Genomic DNA, 18,755 nt, shown 5'->3' with positions numbered 1-18,755 from the left:
GTGCGGAAATGGACCGGGAATGTATCCGGTGTCGTACACTCCGTCACGTGAAGCTGGGGATCAAAGTGCGGTTGCCGGGGGGCAAGAAGCTGCGTTCCCGGATCCCGCTGGTGCTCGTCGTGGCGTTGTGCGCCGGAGGCGCCGTCGTCGCGCTGACGGGCAAGACACCGTCGGCCGGGGCCGACTTCGTGCCCGCCGGGCACTGGTTCTACGACTCGGAGACGCAGTCCGCGCTGCACATCGACGGCTCGACCGCGCAGATCGACTCGGCGGGCCAGGTGCCCGGGCGCCCCGGCAGCCAGGTGCTGCAGGGCGACACCAGCGGCTACGTCGTCGGACAGGACGGCGGTATCACGATGTTCGACCAGTCCACCCTCGCGGCGCAGCCGCCGCAGCCGGCTCCCGACGACGAGCGCGGGCTCGCGATCGAAGCCGCCGGCGGCCCGTACCTCGCCTACCGCAACGCGGGCAAGATCGCGCGGCTCGGCGGTGCGGTCCAGCTGATCGACGTCGAGGGCCCCTTCGGCGACCCGGTCGCGACCGCCGACGGCACACTTTGGCTCAACCGCACCGACACCGGGCAGCTGTGCCGGCTGCGCAAGGACGACTCGTCGGTCTCCTGCCCGGCCTCGGCCCAGCCCGGCGACACCGGCGGCATGACCCTCGTCGGCGGCAAACCCGTCTTCGTCAACACCCACGACCGCACGCTGCGCACCGTCGGTGACGACGGCGAGGGCGCCGCGGTGCCGCTGGACGTCCCGGTCTCGGCCGCGACCCGCCCGGCCGCGGCCGACGTGCGCGGCCGGATCGCGCTGTTCGATCCGGAGAGCAAACGCCTGTACCTGGTGGACCCGGCCGGGTTCGACCCGGCGAAACCGCGGGAACGGCCGATCTCCGCGCAGCTGCCCCCGGGCGACTACGACGGCCCGGCCTCGACCGGCGACGTCGTCGCCCTGGTCGACAAGGCGGGCGACAAGCTGCTGACCTACGACCACACCGGCGCGGCCCGCGACACCAAGCCGATCCCGCCCGAGCCAGGCACGCCGAAACTGGTGCAGGGCGGCGACGCCCGCGTCTACGTCGAAGGTGACCAGGGCCGGCACGTCCTGGTGCTCGACCACGACGGGAGGGTGTCCGACGTCCCGGCCGCGGGCCGCCCGGCGGCGACGAGCACGCCGCCCAGCCCGCCGCCGCCGGAAACCCCGGTCGTCGGCAGCTCGCCGCAGGAGCCGCCGCAACAGCCGGAGCGGACGGTGGTGCGCACGGAAAGGCCGAAGCCCGCGCCGACTCCGAAGTCGACGCCGAAACCGCCGCCCGCACCGCCGCCCACGGTCGCGGCCAGCCCGCCGAGCGCGCCCACGCAGGTCTCCGCGAAGGCGGGCGACGGATCCGCGACGGTCAGCTGGGGCGCAGCCGCGGCCAACGGCTCACCGGTGACCGCGTACAAGGTCACGTGGAGCGGAGGCAGCAGCGGCTCGGTGACGATGATCGCTTCGGCGCGCTCGACCACCGTGCAGGGCCTGGCGAACCGCAAGGCGTACACGTTCACCGTGAAGGCGGTGAACGAGGTCGGCGACGGTCCCGGCGCGTCGTCGGGTTCGGTGACACCGGTCGGCACGGAAAAGCTGACGCTCTCGCGCGGTGGGAAGTGCGACCCCGAGTGGGACCGCGAAGGCTGCGCGAAGATGCGCGTGGTGCTCAGCGGGTTCGCGCCCGACGCGCACTACGACATCAAGCCGCACTCGACGGACTCCGGCTACAGCAACGAAGGTCACGGGGTGGAAACCGACTCGAGCGGGCGCGCGTCGTTCAGCGCGTTCGACTACTTCGGGGTCGGCCACACCGTCTGGGTCACCACGACCGGCGACGGCGCGACGATCACGTCGAACCGTCTCAAGTGGACAGGGGGATGAGCGTGCCGACACCGGCCGAGGTGTACCAGCGGATCGCGGCGAACGTGCAGACGGTGCTACGCGGGAAGCCGCAGGTGGTGCGGCTGGCCGTCGCCGCGGTGCTCGCCGAGGGCCACCTGCTGGTCGAGGACGTGCCCGGGCTCGGCAAGACGACGCTGGCCCGGTGCCTGGCGCGCAGCATCGGCGGCAGCTACCACCGGATCCAGTTCACCCCGGACCTGCTGCCCGGCGACATCACCGGCGTCCAGATCTACCACCAGCGCGAAGAGGCGTTCCGCTTCCACCCCGGCGGCATCTTCGCCAACGTCGTGGTGGCCGACGAGATCAACCGGGGCACGCCGAAGACCCAGTCGGCGCTGCTGGAGGTGATGTCCGAGCGCACCGTCACCGTCGACTCGGAACGACACGAGGTGCCGGCGCCGTTCGTCGTCGTCGCCACCCAGAACCCGATCGAGATGGAGGGCACCTACCGGCTGCCCGAAGCCCAGCTCGACCGATTCCTCATGCGCCTGACCGTCGGCTATCCCGACCTGGCGACCGAAGTACTGGTGATCATGAGCGACCGGGCCGGCATCGGGCCCGACGAGCTGTCCCCGGTCGTCGACCTGGAGACGCTGCGCGCCGCGATCGCACAGGTGCGGGCGATCCACGTCGACACCGCGGTCTGCGAGTACGCCGCCCGCATCGCCGCCGCCACGCGCACGCACGTCGCGCTGCGGCACGGCGCGAGCCCGCGCGGCAGCATCGCGCTGATCCGGACCGCGCAGGCGATCGCCGCCACCCACGGCCGCGGGTACGTGACCCCGGACGACGTCAAGGAGGTCGCGCAGCCGGTGCTGGCCCACCGGCTGATCCTGACCTCCGACGCCGAGCTGGCCCAGCGCAAAGCCGCGGACATCCTCGACGAGGTGCTGGCCGCGACCCCGGCCCCGACCATGCGCACCCCGGCCGCCGGGACCCCGGTCGGTTGATGACGCGCCCGACCGCGCGGGGCACCGGACTGGCGGTGACCTCGGTGGCCCTGCTCGCCACCGGCCTGGCCGGAGGCTGGCCGCTGCCGCGCGCGCTCGGCGCGGCCGGGCTGCTGGCCGTCCTCGGCGCCTTGCTCACCGGCGCTCGCCGCGTGCGCGTCTCGGTGTCCCGGGAGGTCTACCCGGACCGCGTCGGCCGCGGCCGTCCGGCGTTCGCGCAGCTGCGGGTCCGCAACGCCGGGAGCCGGCGCCAGAGCCCGTTCACCGCGGGCGACCGCGTCGGCGCCGGGACACGCGAGGTGCGCGTCCGCGCGCTGCCGCCGGGAACGGAGTCGGTGCAGCACTACGAGCTGCCCACCGAAGTCCGCGGCCGGCACCAGGTCGGGCCGCTGACACTGGAACGCCGTGACCCGCTCGGACTCGGCCGGGCCCGGCTCACCACCGGCGACACCGCGACGCTGTGGGTGCACCCGCAGGTGCGGCCGGTGCGGCTGCCGGTCGGCGGGCACCCGCGCCACCACCACGAGGGCGTCACCACCGAGCTGTCCCCGCGCGGTTCGCACGACCTTCGCGATGTCCGCGAGTACGTGCCCGGTGACGAGGTCCGGCACCTGCACTGGAGAGCGACGGCCCGGACCGGGCGGCTGATGGTGCGCGACTTCGTCGACCCGGAGCAGCCGCGGTTCACCGTCGTGCTGGACACCCGCTGCCCGCCGGGCCCGCTGTTCGAGGAAGCCGTCGACGTCGCCGCCTCGTTGCTGGCGGCGGCCGCCGCGGCCGGGCAGCGCTGCCGCCTGGTGACCTCGGGCGGCGTCGACGTCGCGACGCCGTCCGGCCCGCAGGCGGTGCGGCGCCTGCTGGACGAGCTGTGCGTGCTGACCGCGGGCGCCCCGCCGGATGCGCCTCTGCTGCCGGAGAGCGGCGAGCGCGGCGGCATCCTGACCGTCGTGGCCACCGGCGCGCCGGACCTGGCGCCGGTGGCGGCGGTGCGACTGCGCTACGCGAGCACGGTCGCCGTCGTCCTGGGGTCGTCGGCGCCGCCCGCGGGCGCGATCCGCGTGCTGCTCGCACCGGACGCTGTCACCGCGTTGCGGCGGTGGACCGAGGTGGTGGCGTCGTGACGCGGGCCGTCGTCCTGCTCCTGACCGTGCTGCCCGGCCTGTTGTTCGCGCCGGTGTTCGGGTTCTGGGCGCTGTGCCTGCCGGTGCTCGCGGCCGGGGTCGTGTGCTTCGGAGTCGCGGAGCTGTGCGCCCGGCGGCCGGTGCTGCTGCCCTGGCGGCCGGTCCTCGCGGTCGTGCTCGGACTGACAGCCGTGGTCGAGATCGTGGTGGGCGGAACCGTTTCACCCGGGGAAGCGCTGCGCGTCCTCACCGCCGGGGTGACCGACTCCTGGCGGCTCACCCTGCAGACGACGTGGCCCGCGCCGGCGGACCCGGCGTTGGTGCTGTTCGTGCCGCTGCTCGTGCTGGCGGCGTCGGTCCTGGCCGTCGAGCTGCTCGGGCGACGTCCGCTGCTCGCGGTACTGCCTTCGCTGCCGATTCTGGTGCTCAGCCAGGCGTACGGCGCCCTGACCGGGGTGACCGCACTGGTGGTCGGGGCCGGTTACGTCGCACTGGTGGTACTGCTGCTGGTGCTGACCGGGCCCGACCGGCCGGCGACGCCGTCGCCGCGGCCGCGCGCGGGGACGCTGCTGCTCGCCGCGGCGCCCGTGCTCGCGCTCGGCTGCGCCGGAGCCGTCGCCGGCAGCGTCGCGAACCCGGCCGGGACACCGGCGTTTTCGTTGCAGGAGAACCAGCCCGCGCCGCTGCCGCCGGGCCGCGTGGCCAACCCGCTGACCGAAATCGCGGGGCGGCTGCTGCACCCCGAGGTGCCGGTGTTCCGGTACTCGAGCGTCACGCCGGTCGACCGGTGGCGCTTGGCCGTCCTCGACCGCTTCAACGGCGTCACGTGGTCGCCGGGCGGTGAACCGCGGCGGCTCGGCGCACCGCTGCCCGCCCCGGCGGCGCCACCGTCGGACCTGCGGACCGCCGACGTCACGGTGTTCGGGTCGCTCGGCCCGTGGCTGCCGAGCCAGCCGCTGGTGTCCGGAGTGGACGGAGTGGCACCGTTCGTCGACGCCGCGTCCGGCCAGTTGCGGCTGCCGGGCCCGGCCGACGGCGCCGAGTACCGGTTGCGGTGGTGGGAACCGGGCGGCCAGTCCGGGCTGCTGGGACGCGGAGTCGACCCGGCCGCGGCCCAGGACGTCGGTGACGTCGGCGCGGTCCCACCGGAGGTCACGGCGCTGGCGCGGGCCGCCGTCCGCGACCTGCGGCCGTCGTTCCAGACGGCGTTGCTGCTGGAGAAGTACTTCAGCGACCACTACCGCGTGGTACGCGCGGGGGAGCGGCTGCCGACCGGCAGCGGCTGGCCGCAGCTGAAGCGGTTCCTGCTGGAGACGCGCGTCGGGACGAGCGAGCAGTTCGCGGCGGCGTACGTGGCGGTGGCGAAGCTCCTCGGCATACCGGCCCGCATCGCGGTCGGCTTCCGGCCGCAGGCGGGCGCGGGCCGGGACGTGGTGGTCCGCAACGCGGACGTGCTGGCGTGGCCGGAAGTCGCGGTCGACGGTGTCGGCTGGGTGCCGTTGGACCCGACCGGGGCCGCGGCGGCGTCGGGTGGTCTCGGCGACACGACGGCGCGCGCCCGGGCGGCGCTGCCCCCACCGGACCAGGTGGCCCCGCCCCGCCTGCCGGCCACCGGACCCGGCGGCACCTCGAGCCCGGACGGCGGTTTGTCGGTGCCGTGGCCGGTGTTCGCGGTGCCGGCGGCGGTACTGCTGGTGCTGTGGCTGGTGGGTGTCCCGGCGGCAGGCCTGGTCCGCGCGTGGCGACGGCGGCGCCGGCCGGGGTACGAGTCGGTGGCGGGCGCGTGGGCGGAAGCGCGAGATCGGCTGCGCGCGCACGGCGTGGTGGTGACGGCCGGGATGACGGTGCGGGACGCGCTTTCCGCGGCCGGGCATTCGGCACCGCCGCAAGTGCGGGAGGGGTTGTCGGAACTGGCCAATGCCCTGGACGCGGCGATGTGGGCCCCTTCCGCGGCGGGCGGTGAACGCGATCGGGCGTGGTCGGCCGTCCGGAAGCTGCGGCGCGGCCTGGCGAGGGCCAGGCCGGGCCGGCGGGTGCTGGGTTGGTTCGACCCGCGTTCGTTGCGGCCCTCACGCGGTTAGCGGATGCCGGGCGGCAGCGCACCGGCTCGGTGCGCGGCCGACCGGAGTGCGACGTTGCCCGCCTGGCCGGTTCCGGCCAGCGCGCCCCGGCCGTCAGGCACCCCCGCGACCATGACCTGATGAGCCGAACCCTGCCCGCGTTGGCCGGCGTCGCCGCCGCGGTGCTCGTCAACGTCACCGTCGCACCGCCCGCGCTCGCCGCACCGCCCGCCGGGGCCTGTTCCACCGCCGAAGGCGCGCACCCCGTCGTCGCCGAACTCCCTTGGGCTCAGCGCACCCTCGACCCCCGTCGCGTGTGGACACACAGCACGGGAGCCGGGGTCACCGTCGCCGTCGTCGACTCCGGGGTCGACGCCGGCCATCCGCAGCTTGCCGGGAAAGTCCTTCCCGGCAAGGACTTCTTCCTCGCCGGTGAGCTCCCCGGCGACTTCGACTGTGCCTCCCACGGCACGGCCGTCGCCGGGATCATCGCCGCTACGCCCCAGGCCGGTGTCGGCTTTCAAGGGCTTGCCCCCGGAGCCACCGTGCTGCCCGTGCGGATCACCGACCGCGACCTCGCCGACGACGGCCGCCCGACACCGATCGACCCCGTCGTGCTCGCCCGGGGGATCTGGTACGCCGCGGATTCCGGGGCGAAGGTGCTCAACCTCTCCCTCTCCGGGTACGCCGACGACCCCATGGTGCACGACGCGATCCGGCACGCCCAGCAGAACGACGTCCTCGTCGTCGCGGCCGTCGGGAACCGCAGCTCCGGCCCGTCCTACCCCGCGATGTACGACGGCGTCCTCGGCGTCGGCTCGATCGACATCGGCGGCCACCGGGCGCAGGGCTCCCAGGTCGGATCCTATGTGGACATAATGGCGCCCGGGGCCGGGGTGCTGAGCACGACCCGGGTGGGCGGCCACGACTACTTCGACGGCACCAGTTTCGCCGCCCCCTTCGTCGCCGCCACCGCCGCGCTCGTCCGCGCGGCCGCGCCGAACCTCAGCGCCGCCGAGGTCGCCGACCGACTGATCGCGACGGCGACCCCGATGCCCGGCGGCGCGGGCAGCCTCGAGTACGGCGCCGGCCTGGTCGACCCCTACCGGGCGGTGACCGAAGGGCTGACCACCCGCCCGGCGGCCCCGCTGCCGTCCGTGGTGCCCACCCCACGCGACCACGAAGCCGAAAGCGTCGCGGCGTGGTGGGCGCGGCAGGGCATCGCGGCGCGGGCCGGGGTCGCCGTCGCGCTGGCCGCAACACTGCTGGGCACCGCCGTGATCGTTGTCCTCCGCCGGGGGAAACGCCGGCGGTGGACACCGGCCCGGACCCGGCCGCTGCCGCCCCGTCCCGACCGCGAACCGGTCGCCGCGGAGCCGTTCCTGCTGCCCGGCGGGCACTGAGAAGGGGCGGTCCCGAACCTCGGGACCGCCCCTCGTCATCAGCCTCAGATCGACGTGCTCCCGACCCGCGCCTTCGCCGACGCCAATGCCTGCTGCAGCTCGGTGTTGGTGTTGTCGACGCCCCCGCGCAGCGCCTCCAGCATCTGCTGCTGCGCCTGCGAAACCTGCTGCCAGGCGGCACTCACCTCGGAGAACTGCCCACCCGCCTGGTCCTGCCAGCCTTCGGCGGTCTGGCCGGACATCGTCTGCCAGGTGCTCATCTCCTGGTCGACCCGCCCGACGGTGCTGCGGATCTGGTCGGTGAGCCGGTGCAGCTCGCTGAAGTTTCCCTTGATCAGCACGAGAATCCCCTTCCGGAGTCAGGCCCGCAGCGCGCCGCCGAAGGGGCTGTGCCCCTGGGCGGACTCGATGCCGGCGCGCGCCGCGTCTTCGGCGCTGAGGTAGGTGTTGGCCGAGAACTGCGTGTTCTCACCGAGGTTGCCCAATGCCGCGGTCAGCCGGGTGATGCCCTGATCCCATTGTTCGTGCGCGCGCACGAACGCTTCGTAGGACGTCCCGACCCACTGCCCGTGCATCGCGCCGACCACCGGCAGCAGCGAGGCCCGGTGCCCGTTGATGCTGTCCGCCACCGAACCGGCGGTCTTCGCCGATTGCTGGAGGACGTCCATTTCGCCGTGTAGCTGATCCTGCATGCTCGCCACGCGCGGCTCCTTTTCCGCCGGAGTAACCGTTTCCTGGTCGACGCTAGGTGCTGCGCGGCCCGCGTGGCCCGGTCACGGCACGTTCCTGCCACACCGCCCCACACCGCCGCGCGAGGCCCGACGATGGCCGGGTGGCGACAACCTTGGTGCACCGCGGCGATCGGACGGCCGGGCCGGCGATGCCGTCCGGCGAGGTGGTGCTGGAGGCACCGCCGGAGATCCCGCTGCCGTCGGGGCGGACGTGGGCCCAGGCCCTGATGGTCCTGCCGATGGTGGCGATCATGGGCGGCACGCTGCTCGGCTTCGGCGGGACGGCGAGCGCGCTGCGCTACGTCGTGCTCGGCCTGTTCGGCGTCGCGATCCTCGGCATGCTCTGCGCGGCCTTCCTCAACGGCGGCGGGGTCGGCAAGCGCGAGATGGCCCACGCCCGGCGGCTGTACCTGCGCGGCCTGGCCCAGCACCGGATGCGCGTGATCCGCACCATCGATCGGCAACGCGCGGCGCTGGCCCACCTGCACCCGGAGCCGGCGACGCTGTGGTCACTGGCCGCCGGAGCGCGGCTGTGGGAACGACGGCCCGCCGACGCCGACTTCCTGGTCGCCCGGATCGGCCTGGGCCCGCAGGCCCTGGCCACCCCGATCGTCCCGCCGGACACGCTGCCCCTCGAACGGCTGGAGCCGCTTTCCGCGCTCGCGCTGCGCCGGTTCGTCACGGCGTACAGCACGGTCGGCGGGCTTCCGCTCGCCGTCTCGATCAACGGGTTCGCTCGCCTCCACCTCACCGGCGACCGCGACCGCCGCACCGCGCTGACCCGGTCCCTGCTGGCCCAGCTGGCGGTGCTGCACGCACCCGACGACGTCCGGATCGCCGTCTGCGCCGCGCCCGACCGGCTGCCGGAGTGGGACTGGGTCAAGTGGCTCCCGCACGCGCTGCACCCGGAACGCACCGACGCCGTCGGCCTGCTGCGGCTGGTCGCCCCGGCGGCGACCGGGCTCGAGGCGATGCTCGACGACCTGCTCGCCGGCCGGCCGCGGTTCGACCCCGACGGCACCGGGCGCGCCCCGGCTCCGCACCTGCTGGTCGTCCTCGACGGCGGCGACGTCCTGGGCTCCGACCACCTGATGACCGGCGGCGGCGTCGAGGGCGTCACCGTGCTCGACCTCAGCTCACCGGTGCCCCGCGCGCTCGGCCGCGGCACGGCCGAGCTGACCGTCGATCCCGACGGAAAGCTCGGGGCCCGCACCGCCGGCGGGACCGAGGAACTCGGCCGCGCCGACGAAATGGCGCTCGGCGCCGCCGAAGCGCTCGCGCGGACGCTGGCGCCGCTGCGGCTGCCCGGCGGGCCGCGGGGGGAACAGCCGCTCAGCAGCGAACTCGGCCTGGAGGACCTGCTCGACCTCGGCGACCCCTTCGCGTTCGACCCGGCCGGCACCTGGCGGCCACGGCCCAGCCGCGACCGGCTTCGCGTGCGGTTCGGGATCACCCCCGACGGCACGCCGGTCGAGCTGGACCTCAAGGAGTCCGCGCAGGACGGCATGGGCCCGCACGGCCTGCTGATCGGCGCCACCGGGTCCGGCAAGAGCGAGCTGCTTCGCACCCTCGTGCTCGCGCTGGCGATCACGCACCCGCCGAACCAGCTCAACTTCGCGCTCATCGACTTCAAAGGCGGCGCGACCTTCACCCGTCTCGACGGGCTCCCCCACACCAGCGCGGTGATCACCAACCTCGCCGACGAGCTGCCGCTGGTCGACCGGATGGCCGACGCCATCAACGGCGAGCTGATCCGGCGTCAGGAACTGCTGCGCGCGGCCGGGAACTTCGCATCCCTGCGCGACTACGAGAAAGCCCGGCTCGCCGGAGCACCGCTGGACGAAGTGCCGACGCTGCTGGTGGTCTGCGACGAGTTCAGCGAGCTGCTTTCGGCCCGGCCGGACTTCATCGACATGTTCGTCCAAATCGGACGGGTCGGGCGGTCGCTCGGCGTGCACCTGCTGCTGGCCAGTCAGCGCCTGGAGGAAGGCAGGCTGCGCGGGCTCGACGGCCACCTGTCCTACCGGATCGGCTTGCGCACGTTCTCCGAGATGGAAAGCCGCGTGGTGCTGGGGGTCACCGCGGCCTTCACGCTGCCGCGTGCGCCCGGTCACGGCTTCCTCAAATTCGGCACCGAGGTCATGACGCGGTTCCGCTCCGCCTACGTCTCCGGCGTTCACCGCCCGGGCACGACCGGCGCGGGTCCTCGCGAGCACCAGGCGGCGATGCGCGAGTACACGACCGCCTACGTCGCACCGGAAGTCACCGAAGAGACCGAAGCCGAGGAAGACGTCGACGACGCCGTCGGCGAGAGCCTGCTCGACATCCTCGTCGACCGGTTCGCCGGCAAAGGCACGCCGGCGCACCAAGTCTGGCTCCCGCCGCTACGCGAGCCGTCCACAATGGATGGGCTACTCGGGGTACCGGTCGTGGATCCGGTGCGCGGTCTCGCCGCCGGCGGGCCCGGGCGGCAGGGGAAGCTACGCGCCGTCGCCGGGATCGTCGACCGGCCGCTCGACCAGCGCCGCGACGCCCTGGAGCTGGACTTCTCCGGTGCGGCCGGACACGCCGTGGTCGTCGGCGCGCCGCGGTCGGGCAAGAGCGTGGCGCTACGGGCGATCATCACGAGCCTCGCGCTGACGCACACGCCGCGCGAGACGCAGTTCTACTGCCTCGACTTCGGTGGCGGCACGCTCGCCACACTGCGGGGCCTGCCCCACGTCGGGAGCGTCGCCGCGCGGCAGAACGCCGGCGCGGTCCGGCGCACGGTCGCCGAGGTGGCCGGCGTGCTCGCGGCCCGTGAACGCCGGTTCGCCGAGCTGGAGCTCGACGGCATGCCGGAGTACCGGCGCCGCCGCGGCGCCGGCGAGTTCGCCGAAGACCCGTACGGCGACGTCTTCCTCGTGGTGGACGGCTGGCTGACGCTGCGCAAGGACTTCGAAGACCTCGAGGAGGTCGTCGCGGGGATCGCCGCGCGCGGGCTCGCCTACGGCGTGCACCTGCTGGTGGCCTGCTCGCGGTCGTTCGACCTGCGCCCGGCCGTGCGTGACCTGTTCGGCGGACGGCTGGAGCTGCGGCTCGGCGATCCGGTCGACACCATGGTCGACCGGGCCGGCCAGCTGCTCGTCCCGGAGAACGCGCCCGGTCGCGGCGTCACGACCGGACGTCACCAGATGCTGACCGCGCTGCCCCGGATCGACGGGCGGGTCACCGCCGACGACCTGCCGGCCGGGTCCGCGGCACTCGTCGAAGCCGTCGCGGCGGCCTGGCCGGGGAACCCCGCGCCGAGCGTGCGGCTGCTGCCGGGCGTGCTGCCGTACGCGGAACTGTCCGCCGTGGACGACCCGGCCACGCACCGGCTCGCGGTCGGGATCGCCGAGCAGGACCTCGGGCCGGTGCGGCTGAACTTCGCCGCCGACCCACACCTGCTGCTGCTCGGCGACGGCGAGTCCGGGAAGACGGCGTTCCTGCGCCTGCTGGCCCACCGCATCGCCCGGGCGTACCGGCCCGAGCAGGCGCGGCTCATCGTCGTCGACCACCGGCGCGGACTGCTCGGGGACCTGTCCGAGCCGCACCTGCTCGGCTACGGCACCGACCCGGCGTCGACGGCGAACCTCCTGGCCGAGGCCGCCCGCGGTGTCGCCGAACGGCTGCCCGGCCCCGACGTCACCCCCGCCGAACTGCGGACGCGGTCGTGGTGGCGCGGGCCGGAGCTGTTCGTGCTGGTCGACGACTACGACCTCGTCGTGAACCCCGCGGCGAACCCGTTCCTGCCGCTGCTGGACCACCTGGCCCAGGGCCGCGACATCGGCCTGCACGTGATCGTGACGCGGCGGACCGGCGGGGCCGGGCGCGCGCTGTTCGAGCCGTTCCTCACGCGGCTGCGCGACGTCGGCACGCCCGGGTTGCTGCTGTCCGGCGACAAGGAAGAAGGACCGCTGCTCGGCGGGGTCAAGGCCGAGCCGCTGCCCGCCGGGCGCGGCCGGCTGATCGGCCGCCGCGAGGCACCCAAGCTTCTGCAGCTGGCCTGGCTGCCGCCCGGTGAAACGACCACAGTGGACGAGAGGAAAACCTGATGGGAGAAGACATCCACGGCCTGACCGACGGCCTGGAGCAGTTCGCCCCGCAACCGCCGGACCCGGCTGTCGCGGCCGCGCGCCCGGGCATCGCCGGCGGCGGCCTGCGCGAAACGGCTGACCTGGCAGCCGCGGACACGACGTCCGCGACCGCGCTCGCCTCGTACGTCCGGCGCGCGCACGACGAGTTCGTCGCGCTGGCGCGAATCGCCCGCGGCTCGGCACAGGACTACCTCGCGGGCAACGCGGCCGGGGCCCGAGCCCTGGCCTCGGCCCGCACCGGACTGGGGGACTGAGCCATGGGGTACGGATCGCTGCCGCTGGAGCAGCAGCTCGCGATGGTGCAGGCGGAGCAGGGCAACATCGGTGCGTTCGGCGAGATCGGCCGCAAGTGGCAGGCCGCGCGGACGGCCCTGGAAACCGCGGAAGGGCAGCTGACCGAGCACGCGAACCGGATCTCCGGCGCGTGGCGGGACGACGCGGGCAAGAGCTTCGTCCGCCGGACCACCGACGGCACGACGTCGTTGCGCACGCACGCGCAGCGGATCGCCGCGGCGGCCCCGTGGACGGCGCTCGACGCGGCCGCCCAAGCGGTGCCGATGGTGGCGCAGTACGTCGCGCAGTGTCTCGAGCAGGCGCGGCGGATCCAGGCCGCGGCCGCGCAGGCGAGCGGTGCGCCGACGGACTCGCAGGTGAAGCAGCTGCAGGAAGCGGCCGGCGCGAAGATGGACGAGCTGGGCCGGCTGTACGTGGCGGCGGCCCAGCGGCTGCGCGCGGCGGCGGGCGAAAACGGCGCGGGCGGCGGTAGCCAGAGCGCCTCGAGCCGTGCTGCGGCCGACGCTGGGGGTGCTTCGGGTGGCGCGGACGGTGGCGGTGCTGCTGCCGGCGCCGCTGGTGGTGCCTCGGCTGACGCTGGGGGTGCTTCCGGTGGCGCGGATGCCGCGGGCGGTGGCGCGGCCGGCGGTGCCGATCCCGGCGCGGTCCCGGCTCCCGTGGCGCCCCAGGTGCCGGAGTTGCCGTCCCCGGTCGCACCGACGTTGGCGGGGCTGGAGAGCGTCGCCCCGCCGGTGCCACCCTCGGTGACTCCGGTCGCGCCGACACTGCCGTCGGCGGCGAACGCGTCCGCGGTGCCGGGCACGGCACTGGGCGGCCTCGCCGGACTGGCCGGCTCCGTCCGCCTGCCGGGCGCGGCAGCGATCCCGCAGGTGGCGGTGCCCCGGGCAACGACGGTCACCCCGGCAACGGCGGCCGCCCCCGTCGAACCGACTATCTCCGGCCCGGCCCAGGCTGCGTCCGCGCGTTCGGCCTCGGGTGGCTTCCCGGGCATGATGCCCCCGATGTCGGGTGCGCTCGCGGGATCGGGTCAGCGCCCGGGACCGGGCCGCGCGGAGCACCCGTTCACCGGTCGCGGCCCGGCCCGGCGGCAGCCACCGGGAGTACCCGAGCGACTCGGCGGCCGGGCCCGCGGCGACCATCGCGCGGTGCCGGCGGAGGAGCCCCGCTGGTCACCCGGCACGCCCCGCCTCGACGACGAACTGTGGGAGGTCACACCACCGCCGTCCGTGCTGCGCTCCGACCGCGCCTGAGCTGGGAAAGGCCCGCCCTCGTAGTTCGGGGGCGGGCCTTTCGCCGTGGAGGCGGTGCCGAGGCGGCACGCTCACGGGACAGTGCCGATCCGAGGGTGCGGCCCGAGCGTCGAGAAGGAGTCTTTCGCGACGCCGGCCGCGTGGCCGGGGCGGTACCGAGGCGGGCGCCGGTCAGCGGCCGAGCGCGGTGTTCTCCGCCAACCCCGGCCCCTGTGGCACCCGGGCGAGCAACGCCGCCGGGATCCGCACCGGGGTCGTCGCGCCGTACCCCAGCACCTCCAGGGTCCGCCGGCCCGCCAATGGGTACGCCCGCCCCGCGTCCGTCACCAACGCCAGCGTCCCCGCCGGCGCCGTCCGGCTCGGCATCGCCTCCACCAGCGCCGCCGTGCCCGGGGGCACCACCACGCGGTCGGCCAGGACCGCGCCCGCCGCGGTGCGGCCGGGCGTCGCGGTCATCGGGTCCGATGGGCCGAGTGCGGGGTCGATCAGGACCGAGGGCGCGTCCGCGTCCGGGGTGAAGCCCAGGCACACCGCGGTGCCCGAGGCGAAGCCGGGCAGCTGCGCGGGAACGTCGCCCGGCTGCGGTGGTGGCGCCGGGGCCCGGCGGCCCTCCGCCAGGTCGAGCGGGCTCAGCGAAACGGCGTCCGGCCGGGCGTCGGGATAAGCGGCCGCGGTCGGCGGGTAGGCGCGCTGGATGTCGTACTGCAGCGGCGTGATCGGGCGCAGGCGCTCGGCTTCCGCCAGGTAGTACTCCGTCGCGCCGCTCGTCCGGACGACCAGCAGCTGACCCGTGCGCAGTTCCGGCCGCCGGGGTACCGCCGTCGACGGCTTCCCCGCGTCCGGTACGGGGATCGGCGCGATCGCCGCTCCGGCCGGCAGCAGGTCGCCGGCCGCCGGGCTCAGCCGAACGGGCGGCGCCGAGCGCAACGCCAGCCCGACCGTCACCGCGTCGGCCGCCGCGATCCGGTGCCGGAAGCCGCCGGCCACCAGGTATCGCTCGCCGGTGTCCGCGGACTCGGCCAGCAGCGCACGGTCGCCCAGCGGCGTTCCGCCCGGCGGCATACGCCCGGCGAGCAGCACCGAACGGCTCACCGCGCTGCCGTCGGTGCCGGTCTCGGGCCGTGAGCACAGCGACCACTCCGGCCCGAGCAGGTGATCGGCCGCCGGGAGGGCGTCGGGCGCGCCGGCGATGCCGATCACCGGTCCGCGCGGGACGCCGTCGAGAGAGTTCCGGGACACCTGAAGGGTCTTCGCGCTACCTGCGGCGAGCACCGCCGACGTGTAGTTCGCCGCCGGGTGCAGGCGGCCGGCGAGGTAGACGAACCGCGTCCCGGTTTCCTTTTCGACGATGACGGCGTCGCCGGCCTGCCAGGACGTGTTGCCGCCCGGGACGAGAAGCCCGAAGACGCCGAACCCGGCGAGCAGGACCAGGGACAGCCCGATCCCGGCGAACGCCGCGGTCGCCGGCCGCCGGAACCGCGGCCGCTCCGGGTCGGTTTCGCGGGCGGTCAGCGCGGAAACCGTGCGCTGGACGAGGAACTGGTGCGCGTGCAGCTGGTCGCGAGGGGAAGCCACGTCAGCCCGCCAGCCCGCGCAGCACGGCGTAGAGGCCGAGCACCCAGCACAGCAGCGGTACCACGGCCACGACGACGAGCACTTCGACGACCTCGCCCCACCGCGCGAGGTAGGGCGTCGGCGTCCTCGCCGCGTAGCGCAGGCCGGCGGGCACCGCGGCGACGGCGGCGGCCGCGCAGACCGCGGTGATCGTCCAAGGGTGGCCGCCGCCGAGCAGGGCGAGGCTCGCCAGGCCCGTCGCACCGGCCAGCAGCAGCGGCAGGCGGTGCCGCACGATCGGGTGCAGCCGCGCCCGCAGCAGGAACCCGGCGGTCAGCACCGCCGTGAAAACCAGGCCCGCGGTGCCGCCGTGGCCGGCCCACCACACCTGCGCCGGTACGGCGGCCACGGCGATCGCCCAGAGCAGTCCGGTGAGGAGGCCGTCGGTGCGCACGACGGACGCGTAGACCGCGCGCCGCGCCGGGTGCGGGGTGTCGTGCAGCAGGTCGGCCGTGCCGCGCGGGAGCACCGGCAGCGGCAGCCTGCCCAGCCGGACGGCCAGCGCGGGCAACGCCGGTGAACCGACCAGGGCGGCGGCCGCGACGATCGCCGCGGCCTGCGGCCCGGGCACGACGCGGGCGGTGGCGAGCCACGCCCCGAGCGTCCCGGCCAGCCCGGCGACCGCCGCGGCCGAGAAGACGGCCGCCCGGTCGGCCACGCCCACCAATCCGGCGACGGCGGCGACCAGCACCGCCGCGCACCCGGCGAGCAGCTGGGGCGCACCCAGCGGTTTGCCGGCCGCCAGGAGGAGGGCGCCACCCACGAAGGCGAACGGCCACGCCGTCACCGCCAGCACCGTGCCGGCCCCGCTGTCCCCGAACGCCCGGGCGAGGGCCGCCCCGCCGGCCACCAGCGCGATCGCCGCGAGCAGCGCCCCGACCGCCGGAGGAGTCCAGGCCGGCCCCGCGGTGCTGAGCACGGCCAGCGCCAGCAGCGCCGCGAGCGAACCGGCGGCCAGGCCCGCCGCCCGGGTGTGGCGGGCCTGCCAGGTGCCGCCGAGACGGGCCGACCCGTCGGCGATCACGTCGGCCAGGTCGTCGTACTCCAGCTCGGGCCAGTCGACGTGGGCCGGGGCGAGGTGCAGGACCTCGCCGTCGCCGACGCGCTGCGCGGCGGCGGTGCGGGCGGGGTCGAGCCGGCCACCGTCGCCGCGGCGCAGCAGCCACCCGCCGGGCGGCTCGTCGGCCGCGCCGGCGTGGCGGAGCAGGCCCGGGAGCAGCTCGGCGAGCGGCGCGCGTTCGGGCAGCGCGAGGTCGATGCGGCGGTGCGGCGTCGCGACAGTCACGCGGACCAGGCCGGTCGTGGTCATGGTGGCCTTCCTCGGTTCGGCTCGCGGCAGGTAGCTGCCGCGAGCACCCGCGGACTGGCGCGGGCGGACCTACTATGAATCGGCGGGGCCACGCGAAGGGTGTGGCGGCAGGTTGCGGACAGGCGGGGGTCATGACGGGAACGACGGCCGGAGACACGTACCCGGGGGGTTCGTCGCGAGTGCCGTTCGCCTACCGGCCGCTGCCGTCGAAGTTCGACAAGCGCACCAAGGCGGCGTTCGAACGTGAGCAGGCCGCGCTGCGGCACGTCCCGTCCGTGCTGGCGATCGACGCGGTCGAGACGCGGCTGGACGGCAGCCAGGTGCTGCGCCGCGAGCAGTGCCCGCAGTCGCTGGCCGGGCTGGTCGCCCACGGCGGCCCGTTGTCCGCCGCGGACGCGGTCGTCCTGGGCCGGACGCTGGCCGCAGCGCTGGCCGGGATGCACGCGGCGGGCGTCGTCCACGGCGGGGTGAGCCCGCACAACGTGCTGTTCCGCGCCTCGGGTGAGCCGGTCCTGGTCGACGGTGGCCTGGTGCTGCGCCACACGTTCCCGCGCGATCCGCTGCACGCCATCGAGTTCCGTGCGCCCGAGGCCGCGCGCACGGAGGTGTTCGACGAGGCGAACGATCTGTACGGCTTGGGTGCGGTGGTGCACTTCGCGCTGACCGGCAGTTCGCCGCATCCGGGCAAGCTGGGGGAGCGGCAGGGCGAGCGGGTGCTGAGGGTGCTGCGCGAGCCGGTGCCGGCGATCCACCGCGAGGACGTTCCGGTGGCCCTGTCCACGACGATCGGCCGGTTGCTGGCGGCGGACCCGGCCCATCGGCTGACGGACGCGGCGGACGTGGCCCGGAGGCTGGCGACGGTGGGTTCGGTACCGCCGGGCTTCGACGACTTCGCTTCGGGACCGGCGCCTGCCGCGATGCCGGGCGCCGGGTACGGGATGGTCGCGCCGGTGTCCGGGGCGCCGGCGCCGACTGCCGACCAGCCGGCGGGACCGCCGCGCGTGCCCGCCGAGTACCCCACGCCGCCGAGCCCCGTCGTCGCCGCGCTGCCCCCGAGCCCTGCCGCGTCGCCGCAGATTCCCGCACCCGCCCGCGTTCCCCTGGCCTCTTTCGACTTCCGCGGCGGCAAACCCGCAAAGGGCCGCAGCCGCCGGAAGATCCTCGTCGCCGGCGGGGCCACCATCGTCGTTGCCGCCGTTGTCGGTGGGCTGATCGTCGTGCTCGGCAACGGGTCCGTCGAGATGGCGCAGCCTCCCGAAACCCAGCCCGCCGCCCCGCCGCCCTCCTCGCCGGTTGCCGCGCCGGCCACCGCGCTCGAACTGCTGCCGCCGCGGGACTCCAGCGACAGCGTCGAACTCACCTGGCGGAGCTCGGCGCCCATGGACTACGCGATCGTCGTTGCCGCCGAAGGAGATCAGGCGCGGATTTTCCCCGCCGGGCGGCAGCTCAGCCTCACCGTTCCCGTCGAACCCGGACGGCGTTACTGCTTCCTCGTCCGCGCCGCCACCGCGCGTGGGGTCTACGAAAGCCTGCCGAAGGCCATTCGCGGCGCCACCTGCAACCGCTGAACGCCCGTGGCCGGAAGCGGCCAGCCCGTCGCCGCGCCCCTTGTCGGACCGGCAGACTCCCCCGTAGACGCGAGAACCGGGGAGGCGCGGTGGAAACCCAGCGGATGGTCCTGACCTACGAACCCGTGCGGTTCGAACAACTGGCCGGGGAGATCCGCGACATCCAACGGGAGCTCGCGGCCGTCCGGGAAACCGCTTTCTCCTCCGACGGCCTGATTTCCGTGACCGTCGACGCCCGCGGTGACCTGCTGGAGCTCGTGCTCGATCCGCGGGTCTACCGCGACCCCGACTCGCGCCGGCTCGCCGCCGCGATCGCCGAAACCCACCGTGCCGCGCGGGAAGCGGCCGACGCGCGCGCGTTCGAACTGACCGTGCGCCAGCTCGAACTCTGAACAGGAGGACC

The 18,755-nt window shown here is 75.1% G+C and carries 14 protein-coding genes; 10 read left to right on the top strand and 4 right to left on the bottom strand.

The features are described from left to right. Nucleotides 1-47: 47 nt before the first annotated feature. The 5 genes from BLV96_RS44530 to mycP all read left to right on the top strand — a co-directional run bounded on the left by BLV96_RS44530 (nucleotide 48) and on the right by mycP (nucleotide 7,468). A complete protein-coding gene (locus BLV96_RS44530; protein WP_086673355.1) occupies nucleotides 48-1,913 on the top strand; it encodes a fibronectin type III domain-containing protein in 1,866 nt (621 codons plus the stop codon). Next, on the top strand, nucleotides 1,910-2,884 hold the full coding sequence (locus tag BLV96_RS44525) for an AAA family ATPase (RefSeq protein ID WP_086673356.1): 975 nt from the start codon (nucleotides 1,910-1,912) through the stop codon (nucleotides 2,882-2,884). The genes BLV96_RS44530 and BLV96_RS44525 overlap by 4 nt, the downstream gene beginning before the upstream one ends. Continuing rightward, nucleotides 2,884-4,005 (top strand): DUF58 domain-containing protein, encoded by a 1,122-nt coding sequence (locus tag BLV96_RS44520; protein WP_086673358.1) that lies wholly within the window; start codon nucleotides 2,884-2,886, stop codon nucleotides 4,003-4,005. The genes BLV96_RS44525 and BLV96_RS44520 overlap by 1 nt, the downstream gene beginning before the upstream one ends. Next, complete coding sequence (locus BLV96_RS44515; protein WP_244180942.1) at nucleotides 4,002-6,086, top strand: transglutaminase TgpA family protein; 2,085 nt, start codon at nucleotides 4,002-4,004, stop codon at nucleotides 6,084-6,086. Before BLV96_RS44520 ends, BLV96_RS44515 begins: the two co-directional genes overlap by 4 nt. Before the next feature lie 119 nt (nucleotides 6,087-6,205). Then, on the top strand, nucleotides 6,206-7,468 hold the full coding sequence (gene mycP / locus BLV96_RS44510; protein WP_086677887.1) for a type VII secretion-associated serine protease mycosin: 1,263 nt from the start codon (nucleotides 6,206-6,208) through the stop codon (nucleotides 7,466-7,468). Between the two features lie 44 nt (nucleotides 7,469-7,512). Here the strand turns inward: mycP and BLV96_RS44505 are convergent, their stop codons facing one another. Further along, complete coding sequence (locus tag BLV96_RS44505; protein WP_086677888.1) at nucleotides 7,513-7,809, bottom strand: WXG100 family type VII secretion target; 297 nt, start codon at nucleotides 7,807-7,809, stop codon at nucleotides 7,513-7,515. Between the two features lie 18 nt (nucleotides 7,810-7,827). Further along, nucleotides 7,828-8,160, bottom strand: coding sequence for a WXG100 family type VII secretion target (locus BLV96_RS44500; protein WP_244180950.1), 333 nt, complete (start codon nucleotides 8,158-8,160; stop codon nucleotides 7,828-7,830). A gap of 140 nt (nucleotides 8,161-8,300) precedes the next feature. On the opposite strand from BLV96_RS44500, the gene eccCa reads away from it, so the two are divergent. Genes eccCa through BLV96_RS44485 form a run of 3 tightly spaced genes read left to right on the top strand, consistent with a single transcriptional unit; the run spans nucleotide 8,301 to nucleotide 13,861 of the window. Continuing rightward, the gene (gene eccCa / locus BLV96_RS44495) at nucleotides 8,301-12,275 is read left to right on the top strand and encodes a type VII secretion protein EccCa (RefSeq protein ID WP_425266220.1); all 3,975 of its coding nucleotides are present in this window, start codon (nucleotides 8,301-8,303) and stop codon (nucleotides 12,273-12,275) included. Next, nucleotides 12,275-12,571, top strand: coding sequence for a hypothetical protein (locus BLV96_RS44490; protein ID WP_086677890.1), 297 nt, complete (start codon nucleotides 12,275-12,277; stop codon nucleotides 12,569-12,571). Before eccCa ends, BLV96_RS44490 begins: the two co-directional genes overlap by 1 nt. A 3-nt stretch (nucleotides 12,572-12,574) precedes the next feature. Continuing rightward, nucleotides 12,575-13,861 carry a hypothetical protein gene (locus tag BLV96_RS44485; protein WP_086677891.1) on the top strand — a complete coding sequence of 429 codons (1,287 nt, stop codon included), beginning with the start codon at nucleotides 12,575-12,577 and terminating at the stop codon, nucleotides 13,859-13,861. Between the two features lie 171 nt (nucleotides 13,862-14,032). Here the strand turns inward: BLV96_RS44485 and eccB are convergent, their stop codons facing one another. After that, a complete protein-coding gene (eccB, locus tag BLV96_RS44480; RefSeq protein ID WP_086677892.1) occupies nucleotides 14,033-15,436 on the bottom strand; it encodes a type VII secretion protein EccB in 1,404 nt (467 codons plus the stop codon). Nucleotide 15,437: 1 nt separating this feature from the next. After that, the gene (gene eccD, locus BLV96_RS44475) at nucleotides 15,438-16,784 is read right to left on the bottom strand and encodes a type VII secretion integral membrane protein EccD (protein WP_086677893.1); all 1,347 of its coding nucleotides are present in this window, start codon (nucleotides 16,782-16,784) and stop codon (nucleotides 15,438-15,440) included. 131 nt (nucleotides 16,785-16,915) lie between these two features. Here eccD and BLV96_RS44470 point away from each other — a divergent pair, with 131 nt between their 5' ends. Together BLV96_RS44470 and BLV96_RS44465 are read left to right on the top strand one after the other, a co-directional pair. After that, a complete protein-coding gene (locus BLV96_RS44470) occupies nucleotides 16,916-18,352 on the top strand; it encodes a serine/threonine protein kinase (protein WP_158104159.1) in 1,437 nt (478 codons plus the stop codon). Between the two features lie 89 nt (nucleotides 18,353-18,441). Further along, entirely contained in the window at nucleotides 18,442-18,744 is a 303-nt protein-coding gene (locus BLV96_RS44465) for a YbaB/EbfC family nucleoid-associated protein (RefSeq protein WP_244180941.1), read from the top strand. Nucleotides 18,745-18,755: the final 11 nt, after the last annotated feature.

Source organism: Amycolatopsis pretoriensis, assembly GCF_900107925.1.
GTDB lineage: Bacteria > Actinomycetota > Actinomycetes > Mycobacteriales > Pseudonocardiaceae > Amycolatopsis > Amycolatopsis pretoriensis.
The sequence above is the reverse complement of the archived record's forward strand: the minus strand, read 5'-3'. Positions and strand labels throughout refer to the sequence as shown.

Excerpts from the sequence above, each read along its gene's own strand:
- BLV96_RS44525 (WP_086673356.1), top strand. The coding sequence starts at position 1,910 with ATGAGCGTGCCGACACCGGCCGAGGTGTACCAGCGGATCGCGGCGAAC.
- BLV96_RS44520 (WP_086673358.1), top strand. The coding sequence starts at position 2,884 with ATGACGCGCCCGACCGCGCGGGGCACCGGACTGGCGGTGACCTCGGTG.
- mycP (WP_086677887.1), top strand. The coding sequence starts at position 6,206 with ATGAGCCGAACCCTGCCCGCGTTGGCCGGCGTCGCCGCCGCGGTGCTC.
- BLV96_RS44500 (WP_244180950.1), bottom strand. The coding sequence starts at position 8,160 with ATGCAGGATCAGCTACACGGCGAAATGGACGTCCTCCAGCAATCGGCG.
- BLV96_RS44490 (WP_086677890.1), top strand. The coding sequence starts at position 12,275 with ATGGGAGAAGACATCCACGGCCTGACCGACGGCCTGGAGCAGTTCGCC.
- BLV96_RS44485 (WP_086677891.1), top strand. The coding sequence starts at position 12,575 with ATGGGGTACGGATCGCTGCCGCTGGAGCAGCAGCTCGCGATGGTGCAG.
- eccD (WP_086677893.1), bottom strand. The coding sequence starts at position 16,784 with ATGACCACGACCGGCCTGGTCCGCGTGACTGTCGCGACGCCGCACCGC.
- BLV96_RS44470 (WP_158104159.1), top strand. The coding sequence starts at position 16,916 with ATGACGGGAACGACGGCCGGAGACACGTACCCGGGGGGTTCGTCGCGA.